We start from the raw sequence: 22187 nt of genomic DNA, 5'->3' as shown, positions 1-22187 counted from the left end.
GGACGCAATAGCTCAATCCGCGTATTGCCCGGCGGCCTTGATGATCGGCGCCCAGCGGTCGATCTCGCTGGTCAGCATCGCGCCCAACGCCTCCGGTGTCGCCTTGTCCTGCGGGACCGGCTCGGTGTTGATGTCGTTGAACCGGGCGATCAGCGCGGGATCCTTGAGCGCGGTCTGCAGCGCCGCCGTCAGCTTCTGAACGACCGCCGGCGGCGTGCCCTTGGGCGCATAGATGCCGTGCCAGACACCGAGCTCGAAACCCTTCAGGCCGGCCTCGTCGGCCGTCGGCAGATCGGGCAGGCTCTTCAGCCGCTCCTTGGTGGTGATCGCGTAGGCCTTGACCTGCTTGGCCGTGATCGGCCCGGTCGTGTTCGTCGCCTGGTCGCAGGTGAGATCGATCTGCTTGCCGAGCAGGTCGTTCATGATCGGGCCGTTGCCCTTGTAGGGCACCGTGGTGAGCTGCTTCTGGATCGCGGTCATGAACAGCATGCCGCACAGATGGGAGGCCGCACCCAGGCCGGCGTTGGCGTAGGTCAGCTTGTCGCCCTGCTGCTGGGCGTAGGCGACGAGCTCCTTGAGCGTGTTGGCCGGGAAATCGGGCCGCGCAATGATGGTCATCGGCGCGTTGGTCACGAGCCCGATCGGCGCAAAGGCCGTCTTGGTGTCGTAGCTGAGGTTGCGGTAGAGCGCCGCCGCGGTCGAGATGCCGACGTGATGGATCAGCAGCGTGTAGCCGTCCGGCTGGGCGCGCGCAGCGCGGGTCGTGCCGATGGTGCCGCCGGCACCGGTCGCGTTCTCGACGATGACCTGCTGTCCCAGCGATTTCGCCATGCCGGCCGCGGTCAGGCGCGCGATGGTGTCGGTCGGCCCGCCCGCCGCGAATGGAACCAGCATGGTGATGGGCCGGGTCGGATAGTCCTGGGCGAATGCCGCACCGAGCGGCAAAAGCAGCGCCGATACGAGGGCTATGAACCGCATTAGTTTCCTCCGGATTGTTGTTTGCGCCATCAAAGCGCATTCCGGGGCGCGCGGCCATCACGAAAGCGACGTCAGCAGGAGTGTTGCGATCACGATTATGGTCGGGCCACCAACGCAGACGGATATCTGAGCGACTGCGACCGGGCCCGTGGCAAGCAGCCGGCAATTGATCAGGCGGTGCGCTAATGCGCGACGAGATCCTGAGCTGTCACGCTTTTGGCTGTTCGCTGCGCATGAACTCTCCGGAAAACCGCTTCGCCCTTTTTCCGCATCATGCTTTAAGTTGTCAGTTGTGGGATCACGACAATCTGGGCCACCACTCGACATGCGATTTCAGCGGCATTTGCATCTATTGGCTGCGGCTCTACTTGCGGCGTTCGCTGCGACCATTGCGTTCGTCATCCCATCTTTCATGCAGATCGAAGAGACGATCAATATCGTCGTGATCACGCAAGGCCTGAACCTGACCATGACGACGTTCATGGTCGCAACGGCGCACGCAGTGCTGCTCGGTCTTCCCCTCTATCTTCTCATCAGCCGCAAGCGATCGCACGTCGGGATTGCGGCCTGCGCTCTCGGAGGTTTCGCCGTCGGGGCAATGCCATTCGGCGTCCTAGCATTGATTTCCATGATCGGTGGCGGCACGCCGACAACGATCAATTGGTTCAACGGCGCACCACCCCCGTTTGGTTGGATCGAGTACGTCAGCACCTTAGGACTCCTGGGTTCGTTGGGCCTTGTTGGCGGCCTCACCTTTTGGGCCGCCATACGAATATCCGGGTCTGATGAACGATCATGGCGTGTCGTTTCTGCAGCCGTCCTTCTGACATGCGGCGTCTTCGTCCTGCCGGTCGTCGTAAGAGACAAAAGCTGCCACAATCTCTTCCGGGACAGCCGCACGCCCGTCCGACTACAAGTCCATGCAAATCTAAGGGTGCCGCCCGAAGAATGGAAAAAACTCGAGCAAACCTTCGCCGACTTCGGTCAAGCGCAAGCGCTATCAATTCGGCGCAACGTACACAGCCAGGATGGAAACGTCATATGGCGGAGCGTAAGCCTGTGCAACGATGCCGGAATCAGCATCAGCGTGGACGACGAGCCGTGGCTCGCTCGTATCCATCCTACTCGTGCGGATGAAGGCATGACCCTCAGCATCTATTCTCTAAGGTCGGGTTGGGACTGGAAGCCGCTCACCCGCCATCTGCTCGGCGAGCTCGAGAAAATTTGGCCCGAGAAAACTACATTCAGGGGACTGAGCGGTCAGATCCTGTTGTTCGAAGATGCAATGAAGGGACGGCCGTAGCCGTTACCTTACGTCTGCTTCCTCTTCGGACTTGGCTGCCCTCGGCATCGGCTGCTGGTCCGGATTGCCTTCGATGGAGGACATGCGACCTGCACACGGCCTCGCCATCGCCCACCTCACGTCTGCGCCTCGGCTTCGCTCTCGAGCTTCGTCCGCAGTGCCGCGACGATGCGATGAACCGTTTGCAGATCCTTGACCGCAAGCCCTTCGGAAAGGCTGTTGACCCACGGCATCTGCAAAGCCATGGCGGCGTCGAAAGCGCGCCGCCCCTTGTCGGTGAGGACGACGAGCTGTGCGCGGCGGTGATGCGGATTGGCCTCGAAGGCAACGAGGCCTTCCGCATGGAGGTCGTTGACGATCCGCTGCACGTTCTGGCGGTTGCCGCCGAGATCGCGGGCGAGCCAGGCTACCGGCTGCGGTCGCTCTGCCTGCACGATGGCGCCGAGAATCTGCCAGCGGGCGCTGGTGAGCCCGAGCGGGGCCACCAAACGGTCCCCTGCGGTCAGGAGCAGGCTGTTCAGCCGGAACAAGTCAAGCATGAGGTTCGTCAGGGCATCGCCGGCCGGCGTCCGTTGGGATTTCCGCATCCGTCACCATAGACAGTTATTGACATCATGATGTCAAATTACTAGATTGGCCATAGTACCATATTGACATCATAAAACCATCTCGACGGAGTTCGTCATGGCACGCTTACGCCCACTGGACCCTGACTTTCCCATCGAGCGTCAGCTCGGCATTGACACCGGCCCTTTGGTGCTGGTGAATCTGTTCACGCTCGACAAGGCCGACGAACAAAGCTTTCTCCAGGTCTGGCAGGACGATGCCGCCTTCATGAAGCGGCAGCCCGGCTTCATCTCCACCCAACTTCATCGGGCGATCGGCGAAAGCCCCACGTATCTGAACTACGCAGTTTGGCAGACGAATGCCGACTTCCGGGCTGCGTTCACGCACCCCGAGTTCAGGTCGAAGATCTCGGCTTACCCTGCATCCGCGGTCGCCTCCCCGCACCTGTTCCAGAAAGTCGCGGTGCCCGGCATCTGCGTCGCGTAGCTCGCTTCGAAAACGGCAGACCCATGACCAAGATCATCCACCCAGTCGCGGGAGCGGTCGCACTGATCACCATTGCGACTTTCTGGCTTTCCACGGCTCTCACCGAGCTGTTTGCGTCACACGAGACCATAGCCATGGTGAAGACCGCCATACCGTGGGGCTTCCTGCTGCTCATTCCGATGCTTGCGGCGACGGGAGGCTCGGGATTCGTCCTGGCAAAGCAGCGGCGCGCCGGCCTGATCGGTGCGAAGATCAAACGCATGCCGTTCATTGCCGGCAACGGCATCCTGATTCTGATTCCCGCCGCGTTGTTTCTTGCCTCCAAGGCGAAGGCCGCGGAGTTCGACACCACGTTCTACGCCGTGCAGGCTCTCGAGCTGGCCGCCGGAGCAGCGAACATCGTTCTGCTCGGTCTCAACATGCGTGACGGCCTCAAGATGAAGGGCCGTTTCCGCGTTCGCGAGCCTGATCGCTTGAGCACCAAGCCGATCCTCTGAGCGCGAAGATTCTTTCACTGCTGCGGAAGTGATCCCCGCCTATGCCTGCTTCTTCTTCCCCTTGGCCGCCCTCGGCACCGGCTGCGGGTCCGGATTGCCTTCGATCGAGGACAGACGTCCGGCGGTGAACGTGTAGATGCCGGCGCGCGGACCAGTGGTCCAAGTGACGACGGCGACGCGGCGGCCGCCAGCGTCGTTGGACAGGTTGACGGTCGAGGGCGCGCCGATGCCGCGCACCACGTCGCATTCGGTGTGGCCGAGCGCGACCGTGCCGCCGATCGGCGCGGGCGTCGTCGAGGCATTGGCATCGGCCGGTCCGGGCGGCGGCGCCATGCCGGGACAGGCGCCGTCGGCGCTGACGAGATCCTCAGCCCGCACCGGCTTGTCGGGGGTCAGCGGCGGCGATTCGATCGAGATGTTCTTGATGAAGAGGCGGCCGGGTTTCTGGAACCATTCGGCATCCTTCGACAGCAAATCGGCCCCGCCCGCGCAGCCCGCGACCAGCGGTGCTACGGCAGCCAACGCAATCAAGAGCGAGCCGGGAAGCTTTTGATGTCGCACGATAAACGAATTCCCCACGTGAAGGACCAGCCCTAAGCGATTGTCCCAACATCCCTTTGCGGCATGAAGGTGGCCGAAGCCAGCATCGCCCGAAAAGTGCAAATTATCATTAATTGCGGCTAACTGCGCTTCTGCCACCGGCCGCGGTCGTCGGCCTGCCAATAGGTGACATCAAATCCCCGCGCCTTGCAATCCGTCCAGGCGGTGCGGGCGAGCGCAAGCGCGTCGGGATCGTCGCCGTTGAACAGCAGCACCATGCGCTCATAGCCCTGCGCGTCCTCCGGCAGCGCGGCGTTGTCGACCAGGAAGCGGACATTGGCCCCATTGGGATTGCCGCCCTCGATCGCCAGCACGATCGGCTGGTCGGCAACATCGTTCACCCGCCATGTCGCGTGCGGCAGGAATGAATCGTCGCGATAGGTCCACAAGTGCGAGTCGAGCGCATCGGCGCGCTCCTCCGAGGTCGACTGCACCACGACGCGCCAGCCGCGCTCGAGCGATTTCTCGAGAAGCGGCGGCAACACATTCTCCACCGTCATGTTTTGCAGATGGTAAAACAGCACTTCAGTCATGTCGGGTCATTTGCGCTCGTAATGGTCGGCGACCAGGCGGTCCAGCAGGCGAACGCCGTAGCCGCTGCCCCAGCTCTGGTTGATGTCGGTCTTCGGCGCGCCCATGGCGGTGCCGGCGATGTCGAGATGGGCCCAGGGCACGCCGTCGACGAAGCGCTGCAAGAACTGCGCGGCGGTGATCGAGCCGCCATGGCGGCCGCCGGTGTTCTTCATGTCGGCGAACTGGGAATCGATCAGCTTGTCGTATTCCGGGCCGAGCGGCATGCGCCAGACCTTCTCCCCGCTCTCGATGCCTGCCGTGAGCAGCCGGTCGGCCAGTTCGTCGTTGTTGGAGAACATGCCGGCATGCTCGGTGCCGAGCGCCACCATGATGGCGCCGGTCAGCGTCGCAAGGTCCACCATGAATTTCGGCTTCACCTTCTTGGCGACGTACCAAAGCACGTCGGCGAGCACGAGGCGGCCCTCGGCGTCGGTGTTGATGATCTCGATGGTCTGGCCGGACATCGAGGTGACGATGTCGCCCGGCCGCTGCGCGTTGCCGTCGGGCATGTTCTCGACGAGGCCGATGGCGCCGACCGCGTTGACCTTCGCCTTGCGCGCGGCGAGCGCATGCATCAGGCCGACGACGCAGGCCGCGCCGCCCATGTCGCCCTTCATGTCCTCCATGCTGCCGGCCGGCTTGATCGAGATGCCGCCGGTGTCGAAGCAGACGCCCTTGCCGACGAAGGCGACGGGGGCCTCGCCCTTCTTGGCGCCGTCCCAGCGCATGATCACGGTGCGGCTCGGCCGCGCCGAACCCTGGCCGACACCGAGCAGCGCGCCCATGCCGAGCTTCTGCATCGCCTTGACGTCGAGCACCTCGACCTTGACGCCGAGCTTGCGGAGCTGACCCGCTCTGCGGGCGAACTCCTCCGGGAAAAGCACGTTCGGCGGCTCGTTGACGAAGTCGCGTGCGATGATCACACCGTCGACGACATGGCCGGCCGCGGCGAACGCTTTCTTCGCCGCACCGGCATCGCCGACCGCAAGCGAGACGTCGGCGCGCGCGCCGCCCTCCTCGCCGTCCTTCTTCTTGGTTTTGTAGCGATCGAACTTGTAAGCGCGTAAGCGCAGGCCCGAGGCGATCGCAACCGCCTGCTCGCTGGTCAGGGCGCCACCCGGCAGCTCCGCCAGGATGGTCATGGCGCTGGTGCCGGCGGGCAGCTTGCTGGCCGCCACCCCGCCGAACTTGAGGAAATCGTTGGCCTTGAGGCCGGTCGCCTTGCCGGCGCCGATCACGATCAGCCGGGTCGCCTTCACCCCCTCCGGCGCCAGAATGTCCAGCGCAGCACCACTCTTGCCCTTGAAGGCGGCCGCAGCCGCCGCGCGCTTCACAATCTCGGCAGCGCCGCCGAGGGCCTTGACCGTCGCCGGACCGAGCTTCAGGCCGTCGTCGCAGAACACGACCAGGATGCCACGAGGGGCGGCAGACAGCGGGACAAAGCCGACCTTGATGGCATCGGACATGGATAACTCCTCCAAAAGATGGGGCTTTTCGTCGTTCGGGCGTTCCAGCCACAACCGGAGCTGAACGGCGATTCACTGAGGCGTCCCCCACTATGGGCCACCCGCCCGGCAGATGCCAAGCTCCGCCGTGGCCCCCACGCCACAACAGCGAAATATTAACCATATGATAAGGGTGCCACGGGGCAGCCATTTTGTTGACGGATCAAAGGGATGGTAGTGAGAGGATGAACTGGCGGAAGAGCTGTTGGCCGACCTTGGGGATCCCCTGATCGGGGATTGGTTGGGCAGCCGGAATTCCGATCGGAATTGGGGCTTGGTGGGAATTCGTGCGGTAGCGCATGGGGTCGATCGATAGGTATATCTTCCGCACGACGCTGGCGTCGTTTGCGTTGGTCCTGGTCAGCCTCACCGGCGTGATCTGGATTACGCAGGCGTTGCGCGGCATCGACCTGATGACGAGCCAGGGTCAGACCATCCTCACCTTCCTCGGCATCACCAGCCTCGTGATCCCGGCCCTGGTCCTGATCATCTCGCCGATCGCGCTGATGATCGCGATCTCGCACACACTGAACAAGCTCGCGACCGATTCCGAGATCATCGTGATGAATGCCGCCGGCTTCTCGCCGATCCGGCTGTTCGTTCCGTTCTTCTATGCCACCTGCGTGGTGGCGCTGCTGGTCGCCTTCATCGCGGCCTATCTCGCCCCAGACGGGATGCGGCGCATCAAGCAGTGGGATGCCGAGATCACCGCGGACGTGCTCACCAACATCCTGCAGCCCGGCCGCTTCGCCCGGCTCGACGAGAACCTCACGATCCGGATTCGCGAACGCCAACCGGGCGGCATCCTCGCCGGCATCTTCATCGACGACCGCCGCGATCCGAACGAGCGCGTCTCGATTGTCGCCGAGCACGGCGAGGTCGTGAAGAACGAGACCGGCTCGTTCCTGGTGCTGGAAACCGGCAATCTCCAGCGCTTCGAGGCGGGCAAGCGCGATCCGGCGCTCGTGGCCTTCGGCCGCTACGGCTTCGACATGTCGAAATTCGCCAAGGGCCGCGACGTCACCCTCGGCATCCGCGAGCGCTATCTCTGGGAGCTGTTCTCGCCATCCGACAACGATCCCGTCTACAAGCAGATTCCAGGGCAGTTCCGCGCGGCCTTGCATGACAGCCTGCTCGCGCCGATGTATCCGTTCGCCTTTGCGGTGCTGACCTTTGCCTTTCTCGGAGCGCCGCGCACCACTCGCCAGAGCCGCAACTTCTCCATCGCCTCCTCGATCGTGGCGGTGTTCGGCCTGCGCATGGCCGGTTTCGCCTGCTCGGTGATGGCGGTGAAGTCGCCGGGCGCGGTGCTGGCTCAATATGCGATGGTTTTCGGCGCCATCGGCGTCGGGCTTTGGATGATCATCCGCGGTGTCGTGGTCGAACCGCCTCCCGGCCTGATGGAGGCCATCAACCGGTCGAATGCACGGATCGCACGGCTGTTCGGACGTCCGGCCACCGCATGAGCATGCTCACCAACACACTGGGGCGCTATTTCGCCGGCCGCTTCGTGGTCGCGGCGCTCGGCGTCTTCGGCGGCATTTTCCTGCTGCTGGTGCTGGTCGACTACATCGAGATGGTGCGCAAGACCTCGGGCCTTGCATCCGCCTCCGCGCTCATGGTGGCCGAGACCTCGCTGTTCCGGGTGCCGCAGCTCCTGGAGAAGCTGACGCCGTTCTGCATGCTGATCGGCGCCATGACCTGCTATCTCGCCCTCTCCCGCCGGCTCGAGCTCGTGGTGGCGCGCGCCGCGGGCATCTCCGCCTGGCAGTTCATCGCGCCCGCGCTCGGCAGTGCGCTCCTGATCGGCGTGATCGCCACCGTCGCCTACAACCCGATGTCGGCCAATTTGCGCGAGCTGTCCAAGCGCATGGAGGCCGAGCTGTTCGGCTCCGCACCCGGCGGCGGCATCCAGGACGCCTCCGGCTTCTGGCTCAACCAGATGACCAGCGACGGGCAGACCATCATCAATGCGGCGCGCAGCGAGCAGCAGGGCATCCGGCTGACCGGGCTGACGCTGTTCCGGTTCGACCAGGACCAGCACTTCAAGGAGCGGGTCGAGGCGCGCGAGGCGACGCTGGATGCCGGCCGCTGGCTGTTCAAGGGCGTCCGCCGCTTCTCGCTGGACGGACCGCCGATCGACCAGGCCACCCTGGAAATTCCGACCACGCTGACCGAGGCGCAGGTCCGCAACAGCTTTTCCACCCCCGAGACTGTGTCCTTTTGGCAACTACCGAGCTACATCCGCTCCTCCGAAAGCTCGGGCTTCGCGACAGCCGGATACCGACTCCAGTATCAGAAGCTTCTGGCACAGCCGTTTTTGCTCGCAGCCATGGTGATGCTCGCGGCCTCCGTGTCGTTGCGCTTCTTCCGGATGGGCGGCGTGCAGAAGATGGTTTTGAGTGGCGTGGGCGCAGGCTTTCTGCTCTACGTTCTGTCGAAAGTAACTGAGGACTTGAGCAAGGCTGAGTTGATGCATCCGATCGCTGCGGCGTGGTTGCCCGTTGTGGTGGGCGGCCTCACCGGCTTTTTGGCCTTGCTCTATCAGGAGGACGGATAGTGACTGCCGTCCGCCGAGGGCACGTGTCTCGTTTGACGCGGCGCACATGGGTGCGCGCGAACGGGCGCGACTTGTCCGTCCGCAGGCTCCTGATTGCCGTCGTCGCGGCTGCCTCGCTCGGCGGCTTGATCGACGCTGCCGCCGTGGCGCCGGCGAAGGCCCAGAGCTTCACCTACAATCCGCTGCCGCCGCGTGCGAAGCCGCCAAAGGCCCCCAACGACAACCAGATGCTGGTTCAGGCCACCGAGGTGAACTACGACTACAACAACTCGCGCGTCTCCGCGGTCGGTAACGTGCAGCTGTTCTACAACGGCACCAGCGTCGAGGCCGACCGGGTCATCTACGACCAGAAGACCAAGCGGCTGCATGCCGAGGGCAACATCCGCATGACGGATGCCGACGGCAAGATCACCTATGCCGAGATCCTGGATCTCTCCGACGATTACCGCGACGGTTTCGTCGATTCGCTGCGCGTGGACACGGCGGACCAGACGCGCATGGCCGCGAGCCGCGCCGACCGCTCCAGCGGCAATTACACGGTGTTCGAGAACGGCGTCTACACGGCCTGCGCGCCGTGTAAGGACGATCCGAAGAAGCCGCCGCTGTGGCAGGTCAAGGGTGCCCGCATCATCCACGACCAGCAGGAGAAGATGCTGTATTTCGAGACGGCACAGATCGAGTTCTTCGGCGTGCCGCTCGCCTACATGCCCTATTTCTCGACGCCCGACCCGACGGTGAAGCGTAAATCCGGCTTCCTGATGCCGGGCTATATTTCGGGCACGGACAGAACGGGCTATGGCGTCGAGGTTCCCTATTACTGGGCGATTGCGCCCGACATGGACGCGACCATCACCCCGCGCTTCTTGTCGCGGCAAGGCGCGCTGCTGCAGGGCGAATTCCGCCAGCGCCTGATCGACGGCGCCTACCAGATCCGTGCCTACGGCATCTACCAGCTCGATCCCGGAGCATTCGCGGGGCTGCCCGGCGACCGCGAGTTCCGCGGCGCCATCGACACCAAGGGTCAGTTCGCCCTCAACGACAAATGGGTCTGGGGCTGGGACGGCGTGCTGATGTCCGACTACTATTTCTTTTCGGACTACCGGCTCTACCAGTACCGCGATCCGCTCGGCTCGTTCCTGTTGCTGCCGACGGAAGCGCTGTCGCAGCTCTATCTGACCGGCGTCGGCAACCGCAGCTTCTTCGATGCGCGCACGATGTACTGGCTGAGCTATTCGGGCAACCAGAGCCAGGTGCCGATCGTCTACCCGGTGATCGACTATTCCAACGTGCTCAACTATCCCGTCTTCGGCGGCGAGTTCAGCTACAAGACCAATTTCGTGAACCTGTCGCGCGACGAAGCGGTGTTCGACCCGATCACGACGCTCGCCAACACCAACAGCCTGTGCACCACGGCATCGGCCGATCCGCTGGCGCGGATGCCCTCGCAGTGCCTGCTGCGCGGCTTCCCCGGCACCTACACCCGCCTCACCGCGGAAGCGCAGTGGCGCAAGTCCTTCACCGACCCGTTCGGCCAGATCTGGACGCCGTTCGCGAGCCTGCGTGCCGACGCGATCAGGTCCTCGGTCTCCAACCAGCCCGGCGTGTCGAACTACCTGCCCGTCGGCGACACCGAGGCGTTCCGCCTGATGCCGACCCTGGGCCTGGAGTACCGCTATCCCTTCATCAACGTTCAGCCCTGGGGCTCGACCACCCTCGAGCCGATCGCGCAGATCATCATCCGGCCGAACGAGACCTATGCCGGCAGGCTGCCGAACGAGGACGCCCAGAGCCTGGTGTTCGACGCCTCGAACCTGTTCAGCGTCGACAAGTTCTCCGGCTACGACCGCGTCGAGGGCGGCGGCCGCGCCAATGTCGGCGTGCAGTCCACCACGCAGTTCGACAGGGGCGGCGCCGTTAAGGTGCTGTTCGGCCAGTCCTACCACCTGTTCGGCCTGAACTCCTTCACGGTGCAGGATGCCATCAATACCGGCCTCAACTCCGGCCTCGACAAGCCGCGGTCGGATTACGTTGCGAGCGCCAACTACTCGCCGAACAGCACCTACACGTTCAGCGTCCGCTCCCGCATGGACGAGCAGACCTGGAACGTGCAGCGCTTCGAGGCGGAAGGCCGCGCCAACTTCAATCGCTGGTCGGTCAGCGTGTTGTACGGCAATTACGCAGAGCAGCCGGAGCTGGGCTATCTGACCCGCCGCGAGGGCATCCTGACCACGGGCTCGCTGAAGGTTGCGACCAACTGGGTGGTGTCGGGCTCGGCGCGCTGGGACCTCGAGGCCAACAAGATCAACCAATATGTGCTCGGTGCCGGCTATGTCGACGATTGCTTCGTGCTGGCGGCGAATTACGTAACTTCGTATAGCTATTCGGCGGGCACCGCACCGCCCACGCTGAGCCACGCGTTCATGTTCCAAATCGGCCTGCGCACGCTGGCGAACTCAACGACCTCCAGCAGTTCCGCCGGCCTCCAGTAAATGGTTTGAAGTGCCGGCCGCGTTTGCCCTATCTCGACGCGGCCGACATGCGAGCGACATCATGACGACGCCATTGCCTGTCTTCCGCCTCCTTCTCGCCATCGGTGCCGGGCTGATCTTGGCCGCCCTGCCCTCGCCGTCGCGCGCGCAGAACATCGCCGTGATGGTCAACGGCGATCCCATCACCGATTTCGACATCGAGCAGCGCATCAAGCTCGACCAGCTGTCGACACAGAAGACCCCCAGCCGGCAGGAGGTCATCAACGTGCTGATCGACGACAAGGTCAAGATCAAGGAAGGCAAGAAATACGGCGTCGATCCCAGCGTCTCCGACATCAACCAGTCCTATGACGGCATGGCGCAGCGCATGCGCATCACGCCGGATCAGCTCACCAAGTCGCTCGAATCCAAGGGCGTCCGCCCGGAGACGCTGAAGAGCCGCATGAGGGCCGAGATGGTCTGGGGCAGCCTCGTGCGCGGCCGCTTCAAGGAGAAGCTGCTGGTCGGCGAGCGCGACGTCGCGCAGGCCGTGCAGGCGCAGACCGGCGAAAAGCTTCAGATCGAGGGCACCGAGTACAAGATGCAGCCGATCGTGCTGATCGTGCCGCGCGGCTCGTCGGCGGCGTTCCTGGAAACCCGGAAGAAAGAAGCCGAGTCCTATCGGGCCCGCGTCGGGAGCTGCGAGGAGGCCAATTCGCTGTTCCGCTCGACCCCGAACGCGACCATCCGCGACACCGTCACCAAGACCACCGCGGAGCTGCCGGAGCCGCTGCGCAAGGTGCTCGACGACACCCCGATCGGCCGCCTGACCGCGCCCGAGATGACCAAGAACGGCATCGAGATGGTGGTGCTGTGCTCGCGCAAGCCGACCATGATCGACACGCCGAAGAAGCGTGAGGTCCGCGAGAAGATGTATCAGGAGAAGTACGAGAAGACGCAGAAGGCCTATCTCGACGAGCTGCGCAAGGCGGCGATGATCGAATATCGCAACCGCTGATGGCCAAGCCCTTCTCAGAGCCCTCCACCGAGTCCGCAGCCAAGCCTCTTGCAACCAAGCCCCATGCAGCCAAGCCCCTTGCCCTCACCGTGGGAGAGCCCGCCGGCATCGGCCCCGACATCACGATCGCGGCCTGGCTCAGGCGGGGCGAGCTGAACCTGCCCGCCTTCTATCTGCTCGGCGACGAGGCCCTGATCGCGCGCCGCGCCAAGGCACTCGGCGCCGATATCAGGATCGCCGCGGTGGGCCCCAGTGAAGCGGGTTCCGCGTTCACGGACGCCCTGCCCGTGGTCGCGACCGGCGAGCGCGCCACCGCCGAGCCCGGCAAGCCCGATTCATCCAGCGCGCCGGCCGCGCTCGCCTCGATCCGGCAGGCGGTCCTCGACGTGCGCGCGGGCCGTGCCGGTGCCGTCGTCACCAACCCGATCGCCAAGAGCGTGCTCTACCGCGCCGGCTTCCGTCATCCCGGCCATACCGAATTCCTCGCCGAGCTCGCCGCGGAGAACGGCCGCGTGCCGCAGCCGGTGATGATGCTGTGGTCGCCCCAGCTCGCCGTCGTGCCCGTGACCATCCACGTCTCGCTGCGCGATGCGCTGGGCGAGCTCACCAGCGAGCTGATCGTCTCGACCGTCCGCATCGTCGCCACCGAGCTGAAGTCCCGCTTCGGCATCGCAAGGCCGCGCATCGCGGTCTCCGGTCTCAATCCCCATGCCGGCGAGGACGGCTCGCTCGGCCACGAGGAGCAGACCGTCATCGTCCCGGCGCTGAAAGCGCTGCGCAACGAAGGCATCGAGGCCAGAGGGCCGCTGCCCGCCGACACCATGTTCCACGAGGCGGCGCGACGGACCTATGATTGCGCGGTCTGCATGTATCACGACCAGGCGCTGATCCCGATCAAGACCGTCGCCTTCGACGACGCCGTCAACGTCACGCTCGGACTGCCCTTCATCCGCACATCGCCCGATCACGGCACCGCCTTCGACATCGCCGGCACGGGCAAGGCCAATCCGGCGAGCCTGATCGCCGCGCTGCGGCTCGCCAGCCGCATGGCGGCTGCGACAAGCTGATGAGCGCGATCGACGACCTCCCGCCGCTGCGCGAGGTCATTCGCCAGCACGCGCTGTCGGCGCGCAAATCGCTCGGCCAGAACTTCCTGCTGGACCTCAATCTCACCGCGCGCATCGCGCGTGCGGCCGCACCGCTCGAGGATTCCACCATCGTCGAGATCGGCCCCGGCCCGGGCGGGCTGACGCGGGCGCTGCTCGCGCTCGGCGCCCGCAGCGTCATCGCCATCGAGCACGACGAGCGCGCGATCCCCGCCTTGCAGGATATTTCCGCGCGCTACCCGGGCAGACTCGAGATCGTGCATGGCGATGCCATGACCTTCGATCCACGCCCGCTGCTCGCGGGCGAACGCGCCAAGATCGTCGCCAACCTGCCCTACAACATCGCGACCCAGCTTCTCATCAACTGGCTCATTACCGAGCCGTGGCCGCCCTGGTACGAGATGATGGTGCTGATGTTCCAGCGCGAGGTCGGCGAGCGCATCGTCGCGCGCGAAGACGAGGAGGCCTATGGCCGGCTCGGCGTGCTCGCCAACTGGCGCTGCGAGACCAAGATCCTGTTCGACATTGCGCCGTCCGCCTTCGTGCCGCCGCCGAAGGTCACCTCCTCCGTCGTGCGCCTCAAGCCGCGCGCAGAGCCGCTTGCCTGCGATCGCAGGCTGCTCGAGCAGGTCGCCGCCGCCGCCTTCGGCCAGCGCCGGAAAATGCTGCGGCAAAGCCTGAAATCACTGAATGTCGATCCGGCGCGGCTTGCACGAGCCGCCGGCGTCGACGCGACGCGGCGCGCCGAGACCATTCCCATCTCCGGCTTTGTTGCCATGGCGCGTGAATTGGCGGATATACGCAGCGAAACCGAGTAACCAAGAATTCCGGAGGAAAGAAAATGGCGTTGATGCGTCGGCAGTCCCTGGTCAAGTTCGATGCGCCGCTGTGCGAGACCATCGTCGAGACGCCCAAGCCGCAAGGCCGTGAGGTCCTGGTCCGCATCGAGCGCTGCGGTCTCTGCCATTCCGATCTCCACATCCAGGACGGCTATGCCGATCTCGGCGGCGGCAAGAAGCTCGACACCACGCGCGGCATGACGCTGCCCTTCACGCTCGGCCACGAGATCGCGGGCGTCGTCGACGAGGTCGGCCCCGATGTTCCGGCCAGCCTCGTCGGCGCCAAGAAGGCGGTGTTTCCGTGGATCGGATGCGGCCAGTGCCGCGACTGCGCCAATGGCGACGAGAATCTCTGCGTCAAGCAGCGCTTCCTCGGCGTCTCCATCGACGGCGGCTTCGCCACCCACGTTCTGGTCCCCGACGCCAAATATCTGCTCGACTACGATCCCCTCCCGGTCAACCAGGCCGCGACCTTGATGTGCTCCGGCGTCACCGCCTATGGCGCGCTCAAGCGCCTGGCCGACCGTCCGCGCCAGCGCAATCTGCTGCTGATCGGCCTCGGCGGCGTCGGCATGATGGGCCTGTCGTTCGCGCAGGCGATGTTCAAGCAGCCGATCACGGTCGCCGACCTCTCGCCGGCCGCGCGCGAGACCGCACTCAAGAACGGCGCCGCGGTGGCCTACGATCCGGCCGAGCCCGACGTGATCAAACGCATCCTGAAGGAGACCGAGGGCGGCTTCGACGAGATCGTCGATTTCGCCGGCAACGAGAAGTCGATGGCCTTTGCCGTCGCCGTTGCCGCGCGCGGCGGCAAGATCGTGGTCTCCGGCCTGATGGGCGGCCAGTTCACGCTGCCGATGGTGCAATGGGTCTACAAGCGCATGACCATCGAAGGTTTCATGGTCGGCACGCTCGCGGAGGCTCACGAGCTGATGGCGCTCGCCCGCGCCGGCAAGATCAAGCCGACGCCGATGCGCGAGGAGCCGATGGGCGACGTGCAGAAATGGATCGACGAATTGCGTGCCGGCAAGGTCGTCGGCCGCATCGTCCTGAAGAACTGACCGCGGCGCGGCGGGTCCGACGCAAGTCTCGCCCGCCGCACGGAACGCCTGCGGCCGCGCCGCGTTGGCTGCGCATGTCGATCCGTTGCACCGTCGAAAGCGCATTCTTCATCGCCTGGAGCTGCCTGGAGAAGAGCGGCGAGCTCGGGCCGCCGGACGCGAGCGCGAACTTCCTGCTCGACGCCATCGAGGCCCAGCTTCGAACCGGTGAGCGCCGGCAATTGATGCTCGCCAACCGGGCGATCGACGCTTACCGCGCCGCTGCGTCACAGGGCCGACTGACGGGGGATCGCGAAGTCCGCTGCGTCTGACGATCCTCGCTGCCGTCCAGCCCGCTGAAGCCGCGACGCCGTGCTCTGGTTTTCAACGTTCGAACGTCCGTTGTGTGCACTTTGGAACCGTCGGTTCCGCCGCGGAAACGTAGGTTTGCCGCTGGCGCCGATTCCCGGCCCGCCCAAGAGAACACAATGTGACCGGTCGGCCCCAGAACGATCTGCTCCGGCAGCTCAATCATCAGGATTTCGAACTGCTCGCGCCTCACCTCCAGCCGATCGACGTCGAGGCGAGCTACGTCCTGCATCACGCCGGCGACGACGTCGCCGCGGTCCATTTTCCATGCGGTCCCGCGCTGGTGTCGTTCGCCGTGCCGGTCGAGGACGATCGCGAGGTCGAAAGCCTGCTGGTGGGGCGCGAGGGCGCGGTCGGCATCGCCGCCGGCCCCAGCCCTTCGCTCGCCTATTCGCGCATGGTCGTGAAGTTTGGCGGCACCCTGGTGCGGCTGCCGTTGCGCGCGCTCGAGCAGGCGCAGCAGAGATCGGCGACGCTCCAGGAGGCCTTCGCGCGCTATGCCGACTGCCAGTTCGCGCAGCTCTTGCAGACTGCGGCTTGCAACGCTGCGCATTCGATCGAGCAGCGGGCCGCCAAGTGGATCATGTCCGCGCAGGAACATATCGGCGGAGCCGAGATTCCTCTCACCCACGAGCAGCTCGCCGGCATGCTGGGCGTCTCCCGCAGCTATGCCAGCCGCGTCATCCAGATGTTCAAGGCGCGGCGCATCCTCGCGACCCGCCGCGGCGCCATCCTGATCCTCGACGCAGCAGCGCTCGAAGCGAGAGCCTGCTGCTGTAACGATTGGGTGAAGAAGCATTTCCACGAGGTGCGCGGTGGAGCGGCACCCGCGGAGGGTTGATGCCTCCGCCTCACGCATGCGGCGGCGACTGCCGCTTCAGATGCAGATAGGTCGGACTGAAATCGCCGAGCCGCTGCAGCTCGCGCCATTTCAGCACGACCAGCTCGCCATCACGAAGATCCATCGCGCCGCTGCGCCTGAGATCGGCGAGCGTCCGGTTCACCGTCGCGATCGCCATGCCGAGCGTCTCGCCGAGTTGCGTGAGACTGATCGGCATGCGGCAACGATTGCCGCGCACCAGCTGCGCAGCGCGGGCGCGGTAGAACAGCTCGCAAAACAAGTGCGCCATGCGCGTCTGCATCGGCCGGGCGCTGTTGTTGGTGATGGCCTCGCGAAAGATCGCGGCATCGCGCAGCGTCTCGCGCCAGACCGCGAGGGCGAAGGTCGGCCGCCGCCGGAACGCGATGAACAGTTCGCGGTGCGGGATGAACGCCACCGACGCCGGCCCGAGCGCACTGAGCCCGTGATCCATCTGGTCGATGAACAACCCCTGCGCATCCGGAAGATCGCCGGTGAGATGGAACGCCAGATATTGCCGCCGCCCGCTGCCGAGCAGGTGATAGCGGGCTACCATGCCGGAGACGACCAAAGCGGAATGCTCGGGCTCATCGCCTTGACGGATGAAATCCTCATTGGTTGCGAAATCGCGCAGCATGAAGGTCAACGCGCGAATCTCGCCCATATCCTCCTCTGCGAGCCCGGTGTGCTCGCCGAGGTTCCGTATCAGCACGTCGTGAGCTTTTTCCATGGAGCCGCCAAAAATCGCGCCGGTTCTATCAAATGATACGTCCGGCTTGCGTTCAGCGGACTAGAACGCAGATCGGAAGCACAGGTTGCTAACCGGCTTGCGACGCATCGATCGCAGCCACCCCATCCCCCCATTCGGACCAGCCGGCCTTAACATGAAAAGCACCACTCTCCTGGAGCGCATCCGGCGCCTGTTCGCATCCGATGCCGGCGAGCATCTGGACAGCATCAGCGACGCCTTGCTGAAGGGAACGCTGAGGGAGCCGGTCCGGCCGATGTCGGATCAGGAGCTCGCTCGCGCCATCCGCGAGTTCCGCTCCGTGCCGGTTTCCGACTGGACGCTTGCGAAACTGTCGCGTCGCCTGGCCGAGGCGTCCGTGCCGCGGGACGGCTGAAGCTGCACGCGAGGCCCATGCCACATCCGAAATTCATCGTCCGTCTGCAGACGATCGAAGGCCTGTCCGAGGACGAGCGCCGCCAGATCGCGGGCTTGCCGTCCACGCTGCGCCAGGTCGCGGATGGCGAGATCGTGCTGCGCCAAGGCGAGGCCGCGAGCCGCTGTGTCTTCGTCGTCAGCGGCTTCCTCTACCAGTCGCGCATCGTCGGCGATCGCAGCCAGACCCTCGCCTTCCATGTTCCCGGCGACATGCCATGCCTGCACACGCTGCTGGTCTCGCCGATGGACGCGGATCTCGTGGGGCTCGGCCCGACCATCGTCGGCACCGTCGCCCACAGCCAGCTCCGCCAGCTGCTCGACAGCTCGATCCACCTGACCCGCGTCTTCTGGCGCGAGACGCTGATCGACGCGGCCATCTCGCGGCAATGGATCGCCCGCCTCGGTGCGCAGGCGGCGCTGCCCAAGGTCGCGCACCTCATCTGCGAGCTCGCGGCAAGGCTGGAGATCGTCGGCCTCGTCAAGCGCAACTGCTTCCAGATGCCAATGACGCAACGCCACGTCGCGGACGCCTGTGGCCTGTCCATCGTTCACGTCAACCGCACCATCCAGGAGCTGAGGCATCGCGGGTTGATCGCCTGGGACGGCAGCGAGATCGAGCTGCTCCAGCCCGACGAGCTGCGCAGACTTGCGGATTTCTCGCCTGATTATCTAAGCTGAGCGGACCGCCACGCGGCGAGCAGCGGTCCGCCGCTCCCCAGCACGGGATCCGTCTTCGGCTTGCGGACCTTGGCGATGCGCTTGACCGCGTCGGGACGCTGGCGCGTGTCGGTGCACTCGTCATAGGTGCCGTCCTGCGGGTAGGCGCCGACGACCATAAAGTCCCGGCTGGATTCGATCAGCCGGTGGCCGGTGCCCGCGGGCAGGACCAGCACGTCCCCGGCTTTCAGTTTCAGGATGCGGCCCTTGATCCCGCCGCACTCGATCCTCGCCGTGCCGCGCGCCACGCCCATCACTTCATGGATCTGCGAATGATAGTGGACGAAGTCGTACACGGTGTCGCGCCACGACCGGCCCCAGCCATTGGTGTCGAACAGCGTGTCGATGACGACCTCGGGCGGAAAGCGCCGACCGTTCAGCTTCACCGCGCCGCGATAGAGCAGCGCCGGGAAGCGCGGATGGTTCGGCACGATGCCGTCATCGCGAAAGTGCATGGCCGTGGGCTTGCGGGCCCGTACCAGCCCCCGCAGCGTCGCTGCATCGGGCTGCTCCTCTACCAGCTTCTTGGCGAAGTTCTTGATCTGATCCTTGACCGGCATGACGTCTCCTCAGCCGCGAAATAACGGCTGCGGAGGTGAGAAGTTTCCGGGCCCGATCGGAGCAAGGCCCGACAGGGCCTCTCCTCGTCATGACGCGGCGTCGGAAGGAAGCGCGTCAACGCTTGGCGGCAATCAGTTCGGCAAACTGCCGCAGATAGAGCGGCCAACCCTGATCGCTGTCAACGCCGCTGCGGACGCCTTCCCAGCCCTCGCCATGCCGATCGAGGCGACGGTGCTCCAGCTCCAAGCGGGTCCGGCTTGGTGTCTCCGCAATGAACCGGACCTCCCATTCACTCGTCTTGGCGGGATCGGTCTCGATTTGCCAGCGCGGGCTGATGTCCCAACTCAAGAGGACTCGATTGGGTGGTTCGAACGCCAACACGCGCGCCCAGCGGCATTCGCTGCCGTCGATCCCCCGATCATAAATGCTTCCGCCCACCCGAGGTTCGAATACGGTCTCTGCGATGGGAACGGCGAGCAGATTGTGCTCGCGCGGCTTGAAGCTGCCGAAGTCTTCGGTGAAGACCTTGAACGCGCGCTCGATCGGCGCCTCGACGACGATGGAATGTTTGACGGCCGCAATCGATACACGTGTGTTCATCTGGATCCCTCCGATGGTTTTTCGACGGCTAGTTTGTAAGCGGCCAACGTGTCGCTCCAGAACCGGTCGAGCCAGGCTCGCATCTGGCCGACTCCCGCCGGATCGACGTAATAGACGTTGCTGGCGCCCTTCGGCTCTGCACGAACCAAGCGGGATTCGCGCAGCACCTTGAGATGCTGTGAGACGGCCGACTGGGACACGGGCAGCTGTCGCGTGATCTCGGCGACCGTGCGTGGCCGTGCACCGACAAGCTCGAATATCCGCCTGCGGGTGGGATCGCCGAGTGCGGCCAGTTGTGCGCTGTCCTTAGCCATAGACACTCACCGCCCCATGCCACGCTTGTTCGACTTGTCATAAGTTATTACTAATGATTAGTGCTGACTTATTATCGTGTCAACCGGCTTAGGTCGTGGCGTGGAACTCTGATCGTGACGTTGGGAGAGTCTCATCCGGGGCGGAACGAACGTCGCGCAGGCCCGATTCAAGCCACATCCTCTCCGGATTTGCGGCTCATTGCCACCCAAGTCTTTGACGAGAAGGGGCTCGTTGAGAGTTGCGTCATGCGTAACCGGGAGACCAGGATGGGCAACCGCGCCGCAAAGTTCATTTCGACCCTCGTCGCCAGCATCCTCGCGGGCGCGCCATTGGCCGCGGAATCGCAGAACGCGCCGACGCCATCGAGCACGGCCGCCGCCGCGCCCGACTGCCTGGCTTCGCCGAAGGATGCCACGCCGCAGGGCCAGCACTGGTACTACCGCCTCGATCGCACGACGAAGCGCAAGTGCTGGTATCTGCGCGCCGCAGGCGGCAAAGCCGCACAGACCGCGCAGGCGACGACCGATACATCCGAGCCGGATGCAGCACCGCCGCAGGCCGTGCAGAACGCGCGCGCGGAATATATCGCGCCGCAGACGAGTGCCGCAGCGGGCACGCCGAACATGGCCGCGCCCGCGCCGGCTGCAGCGAATGCACCCGCGGTCGCGCCGCAGCCGCCGAGCAGCGTCGCTGAAACCAACGCGCAGCAGCCGGCCGTGACCGCGCGCTGGCCCGAGGCCTCCACAGCGTCCACCGCGCCAGCGCATCAGCCGGCGGAAACCACGGTTGCAGCAGCCGCGCAGCCAAACGCGAAGCTGTCAAAATCCCCTGCTCCGCTCTCGCCCGCGGCCGATGGCACGACTGACAAGTCCGGCGGTTCGCTGCAGATGCTGATGCTTGTGATCGGCGGTGCGCTGGCGCTCGCCGGCATCCTCGCCAGCGTCATCTACCGCTTCGCCGGCGGACGCGTCCGCGCCAGGGCCGCCGACCGCCGCGGGCATTGGGACGATTGGGCGCCGCAGGACCATGACGGAAGCCACGCGCCCTGGCGCGATTCACCGCCGGCCGCCGCCCAGCCGCCCCGCCCGATCGACTTCGATGCGGCACGTCCGCAACCGACAAGACAAGTGACGAAACTCGCCGCGATCGGCCGCGAGATCGAGCTGATCGACGCGCGCAGGCAACGTGCCGTCGCTCCGGCCGCAAAACCGGTCGAGTCCAGAAGCGACAAGGTCGAGATCAAGTTGTTCGATCGGGCTGCTGCACCCAAGCTTGCCGCCAACGAAATTGAGGCGGATCGCGATGACGCGCCGGCAGGTCGGGATACCGATGCCGTCGATGTCGACGCGATCACGACGATGCTGGAGCAGCTGGCGAAGGAAGGGCCGCGCCTGTCGCGGCCTAACCTTGAAGCTGACCTTGCAAACTTCGCACGAAGCCTACGAGGCCAATCCGCCGCTCGCGCTTGAGACGCTCGGCCTTCAGGATCGACTGCACCTCGGCGAAGGCTTCGTCGACCGCGTGGTTGATCACGATGTAGTCGTACTCGGCCCAGTGACTCATCTCGTCGCTGGCGCGGCTCATGCGCTTGCGGATCACCTCGTCGGAATCCTGCGCGCGCGAATGCAGGCGCTTCTCGAGGTCGGCGGCCGAGGGCGGCAGGATGAAGACGCTGACGACATCGGCGCGCGCCTTCTGTTTCAATTGCTGGGTGCCCTGCCAGTCGATGTCGAACAGCACATCCTGGCCGGCCGACAACGCCGCATCCACGGGGCCGCGCGGCGTACCATAGCTGTTGTCGAACACCGTCGCCCATTCCAGCAGTTCGTCGGCCTTCACCATGGCATCGAACGTCGCCTTATCGACAAACGTATAGTCCTTGCCGTTGACCTCGCCCGGCCGCATCGCGCGCGTGGTCGCAGAAACCGACATTTTCAAGCCCGGCATCCGGTCGATCAGCATGCGCGACAGCGTCGTCTTGCCCGCGCCTGATGGCGAGGACAGCACGAACATCAATCCGCGCCGCTCGACACCGTCAGTTCCGTGACCGCCCGTCGTCAT

At 65.0% G+C, this 22187-nt stretch carries 25 protein-coding genes; 15 read left to right on the top strand and 10 right to left on the bottom strand.

The genetic code is table 11. The annotated features are described in order from the left end of the window. Positions 1–12: 12 nt before the first annotated feature. Positions 13–978 (bottom strand): tripartite tricarboxylate transporter substrate-binding protein, encoded by a 966-nt coding sequence (locus I6F12_RS08180; protein WP_225155935.1) that lies wholly within the window; start codon positions 976–978, stop codon positions 13–15. A gap of 325 nt (positions 979–1303) precedes the next feature. Here I6F12_RS08180 and I6F12_RS08175 point away from each other — a divergent pair, with 325 nt between their 5' ends. Then, on the top strand, positions 1304–2281 hold the full coding sequence (locus I6F12_RS08175; protein WP_225155934.1) for a hypothetical protein: 978 nt from the start codon (positions 1304–1306) through the stop codon (positions 2279–2281). Positions 2282–2397: 116 nt separating this feature from the next. Here the strand turns inward: I6F12_RS08175 and I6F12_RS08170 are convergent, their stop codons facing one another. Further along, the gene (locus I6F12_RS08170) at positions 2398–2868 is read right to left on the bottom strand and encodes a MarR family winged helix-turn-helix transcriptional regulator (RefSeq protein ID WP_109143994.1); all 471 of its coding nucleotides are present in this window, start codon (positions 2866–2868) and stop codon (positions 2398–2400) included. Between the two features lie 97 nt (positions 2869–2965). Between I6F12_RS08170 and I6F12_RS08165 the strand changes: the two genes are divergently transcribed. Then, positions 2966–3334 (top strand): antibiotic biosynthesis monooxygenase family protein, encoded by a 369-nt coding sequence (locus tag I6F12_RS08165; protein WP_036000602.1) that lies wholly within the window; start codon positions 2966–2968, stop codon positions 3332–3334. 23 nt (positions 3335–3357) lie between these two features. Then, positions 3358–3831 carry a hypothetical protein gene (locus I6F12_RS08160; protein WP_036022723.1) on the top strand — a complete coding sequence of 158 codons (474 nt, stop codon included), beginning with the start codon at positions 3358–3360 and terminating at the stop codon, positions 3829–3831. Between the two features lie 39 nt (positions 3832–3870). Here I6F12_RS08160 and I6F12_RS08155 read toward each other — a convergent pair whose 3' ends face one another. The 3 genes from I6F12_RS08155 to I6F12_RS08145 all read right to left on the bottom strand — a co-directional run bounded on the left by I6F12_RS08155 (position 3871) and on the right by I6F12_RS08145 (position 6470). After that, positions 3871–4353 (bottom strand): hypothetical protein, encoded by a 483-nt coding sequence (locus I6F12_RS08155; protein ID WP_081494469.1) that lies wholly within the window; start codon positions 4351–4353, stop codon positions 3871–3873. A 158-nt stretch (positions 4354–4511) separates the two neighbouring features. After that, positions 4512–4964 carry a DNA polymerase III subunit chi gene (locus I6F12_RS08150; RefSeq protein WP_057028976.1) on the bottom strand — a complete coding sequence of 151 codons (453 nt, stop codon included), beginning with the start codon at positions 4962–4964 and terminating at the stop codon, positions 4512–4514. Positions 4965–4970: 6 nt separating this feature from the next. After that, entirely contained in the window at positions 4971–6470 is a 1500-nt protein-coding gene (locus I6F12_RS08145; RefSeq protein WP_057028975.1) for a leucyl aminopeptidase, read from the bottom strand. Between the two features lie 338 nt (positions 6471–6808). Between I6F12_RS08145 and lptF the strand changes: the two genes are divergently transcribed. The 9 genes from lptF to I6F12_RS08100 all read left to right on the top strand — a co-directional run bounded on the left by lptF (position 6809) and on the right by I6F12_RS08100 (position 16750). Continuing rightward, positions 6809–7975 carry an LPS export ABC transporter permease LptF gene (gene lptF / locus I6F12_RS08140; RefSeq protein ID WP_036000642.1) on the top strand — a complete coding sequence of 389 codons (1167 nt, stop codon included), beginning with the start codon at positions 6809–6811 and terminating at the stop codon, positions 7973–7975. Beyond that, a complete protein-coding gene (gene lptG, locus I6F12_RS08135; protein WP_036000645.1) occupies positions 7972–9069 on the top strand; it encodes an LPS export ABC transporter permease LptG in 1098 nt (365 codons plus the stop codon). The genes lptF and lptG overlap by 4 nt, the downstream gene beginning before the upstream one ends. Then, on the top strand, positions 9069–11558 hold the full coding sequence (locus tag I6F12_RS08130; RefSeq protein WP_225155933.1) for an LPS-assembly protein LptD: 2490 nt from the start codon (positions 9069–9071) through the stop codon (positions 11556–11558). Before lptG ends, I6F12_RS08130 begins: the two co-directional genes overlap by 1 nt. Before the next feature lie 61 nt (positions 11559–11619). Next, the gene (locus I6F12_RS08125) at positions 11620–12555 is read left to right on the top strand and encodes a SurA N-terminal domain-containing protein (RefSeq protein ID WP_036000650.1); all 936 of its coding nucleotides are present in this window, start codon (positions 11620–11622) and stop codon (positions 12553–12555) included. Then, entirely contained in the window at positions 12555–13622 is a 1068-nt protein-coding gene (pdxA, locus tag I6F12_RS08120; RefSeq protein WP_225155932.1) for a 4-hydroxythreonine-4-phosphate dehydrogenase PdxA, read from the top strand. The genes I6F12_RS08125 and pdxA overlap by 1 nt, the downstream gene beginning before the upstream one ends. Continuing rightward, positions 13622–14479 (top strand): 16S rRNA (adenine(1518)-N(6)/adenine(1519)-N(6))-dimethyltransferase RsmA, encoded by an 858-nt coding sequence (rsmA, locus tag I6F12_RS08115; RefSeq protein ID WP_225155931.1) that lies wholly within the window; start codon positions 13622–13624, stop codon positions 14477–14479. Before pdxA ends, rsmA begins: the two co-directional genes overlap by 1 nt. 23 nt (positions 14480–14502) lie before the next feature. Next, on the top strand, positions 14503–15561 hold the full coding sequence (locus I6F12_RS08110; protein WP_225155930.1) for an alcohol dehydrogenase: 1059 nt from the start codon (positions 14503–14505) through the stop codon (positions 15559–15561). Between the two features lie 74 nt (positions 15562–15635). Beyond that, positions 15636–15872, top strand: a complete 237-nt coding sequence (locus I6F12_RS08105) for a hypothetical protein (protein WP_225155929.1) — start codon at positions 15636–15638, stop codon at positions 15870–15872. A gap of 158 nt (positions 15873–16030) precedes the next feature. Next, positions 16031–16750 carry a Crp/Fnr family transcriptional regulator gene (locus tag I6F12_RS08100; protein WP_225112265.1) on the top strand — a complete coding sequence of 240 codons (720 nt, stop codon included), beginning with the start codon at positions 16031–16033 and terminating at the stop codon, positions 16748–16750. Between the two features lie 10 nt (positions 16751–16760). Here the strand turns inward: I6F12_RS08100 and I6F12_RS08095 are convergent, their stop codons facing one another. Continuing rightward, positions 16761–17498, bottom strand: coding sequence for a Crp/Fnr family transcriptional regulator (locus I6F12_RS08095; protein ID WP_225155928.1), 738 nt, complete (start codon positions 17496–17498; stop codon positions 16761–16763). 154 nt (positions 17499–17652) lie between these two features. Between I6F12_RS08095 and I6F12_RS08090 the strand changes: the two genes are divergently transcribed. Both I6F12_RS08090 and I6F12_RS08085 read left to right on the top strand, forming a co-directional pair. After that, entirely contained in the window at positions 17653–17892 is a 240-nt protein-coding gene (locus I6F12_RS08090; RefSeq protein WP_036000675.1) for a hypothetical protein, read from the top strand. 17 nt (positions 17893–17909) lie between these two features. Further along, positions 17910–18611, top strand: a complete 702-nt coding sequence (locus I6F12_RS08085; protein ID WP_036022712.1) for a Crp/Fnr family transcriptional regulator — start codon at positions 17910–17912, stop codon at positions 18609–18611. Here the strand turns inward: I6F12_RS08085 and I6F12_RS08080 are convergent. The 3 genes from I6F12_RS08080 to I6F12_RS08070 form a co-directional block, all read right to left on the bottom strand. Then, positions 18599–19210: a cupin gene (locus tag I6F12_RS08080; RefSeq protein WP_036000681.1), complete on the bottom strand. Its 612-nt coding sequence runs from the start codon at positions 19208–19210 to the stop codon at positions 18599–18601. The genes I6F12_RS08085 and I6F12_RS08080 overlap by 13 nt on opposite strands. 115 nt (positions 19211–19325) lie before the next feature. Beyond that, positions 19326–19811 (bottom strand): SRPBCC family protein, encoded by a 486-nt coding sequence (locus I6F12_RS08075; RefSeq protein ID WP_225155927.1) that lies wholly within the window; start codon positions 19809–19811, stop codon positions 19326–19328. Next, a complete protein-coding gene (locus I6F12_RS08070) occupies positions 19808–20125 on the bottom strand; it encodes a metalloregulator ArsR/SmtB family transcription factor (protein ID WP_225155926.1) in 318 nt (105 codons plus the stop codon). Before I6F12_RS08070 ends, I6F12_RS08075 begins: the two co-directional genes overlap by 4 nt. Before the next feature lie 267 nt (positions 20126–20392). Here I6F12_RS08070 and I6F12_RS08065 point away from each other — a divergent pair, with 267 nt between their 5' ends. Next, entirely contained in the window at positions 20393–21595 is a 1203-nt protein-coding gene (locus I6F12_RS08065; protein WP_225155925.1) for a hypothetical protein, read from the top strand. Here the strand turns inward: I6F12_RS08065 and gmk are convergent. Beyond that, complete coding sequence (gmk, locus tag I6F12_RS08060) at positions 21528–22187, bottom strand: guanylate kinase (protein ID WP_036000695.1); 660 nt, start codon at positions 22185–22187, stop codon at positions 21528–21530. The two genes, I6F12_RS08065 and gmk, sit on opposite strands and share 68 nt — an antisense overlap.

The sequence above is a fragment of the Bradyrhizobium sp. IC4059 genome (assembly GCF_020193615.1).
Taxonomy (GTDB): domain Bacteria; phylum Pseudomonadota; class Alphaproteobacteria; order Rhizobiales; family Xanthobacteraceae; genus Bradyrhizobium; species Bradyrhizobium yuanmingense.
Note: the sequence above shows the minus strand (reverse complement) of the source record. Positions and strands in the feature narration are given on the sequence as shown.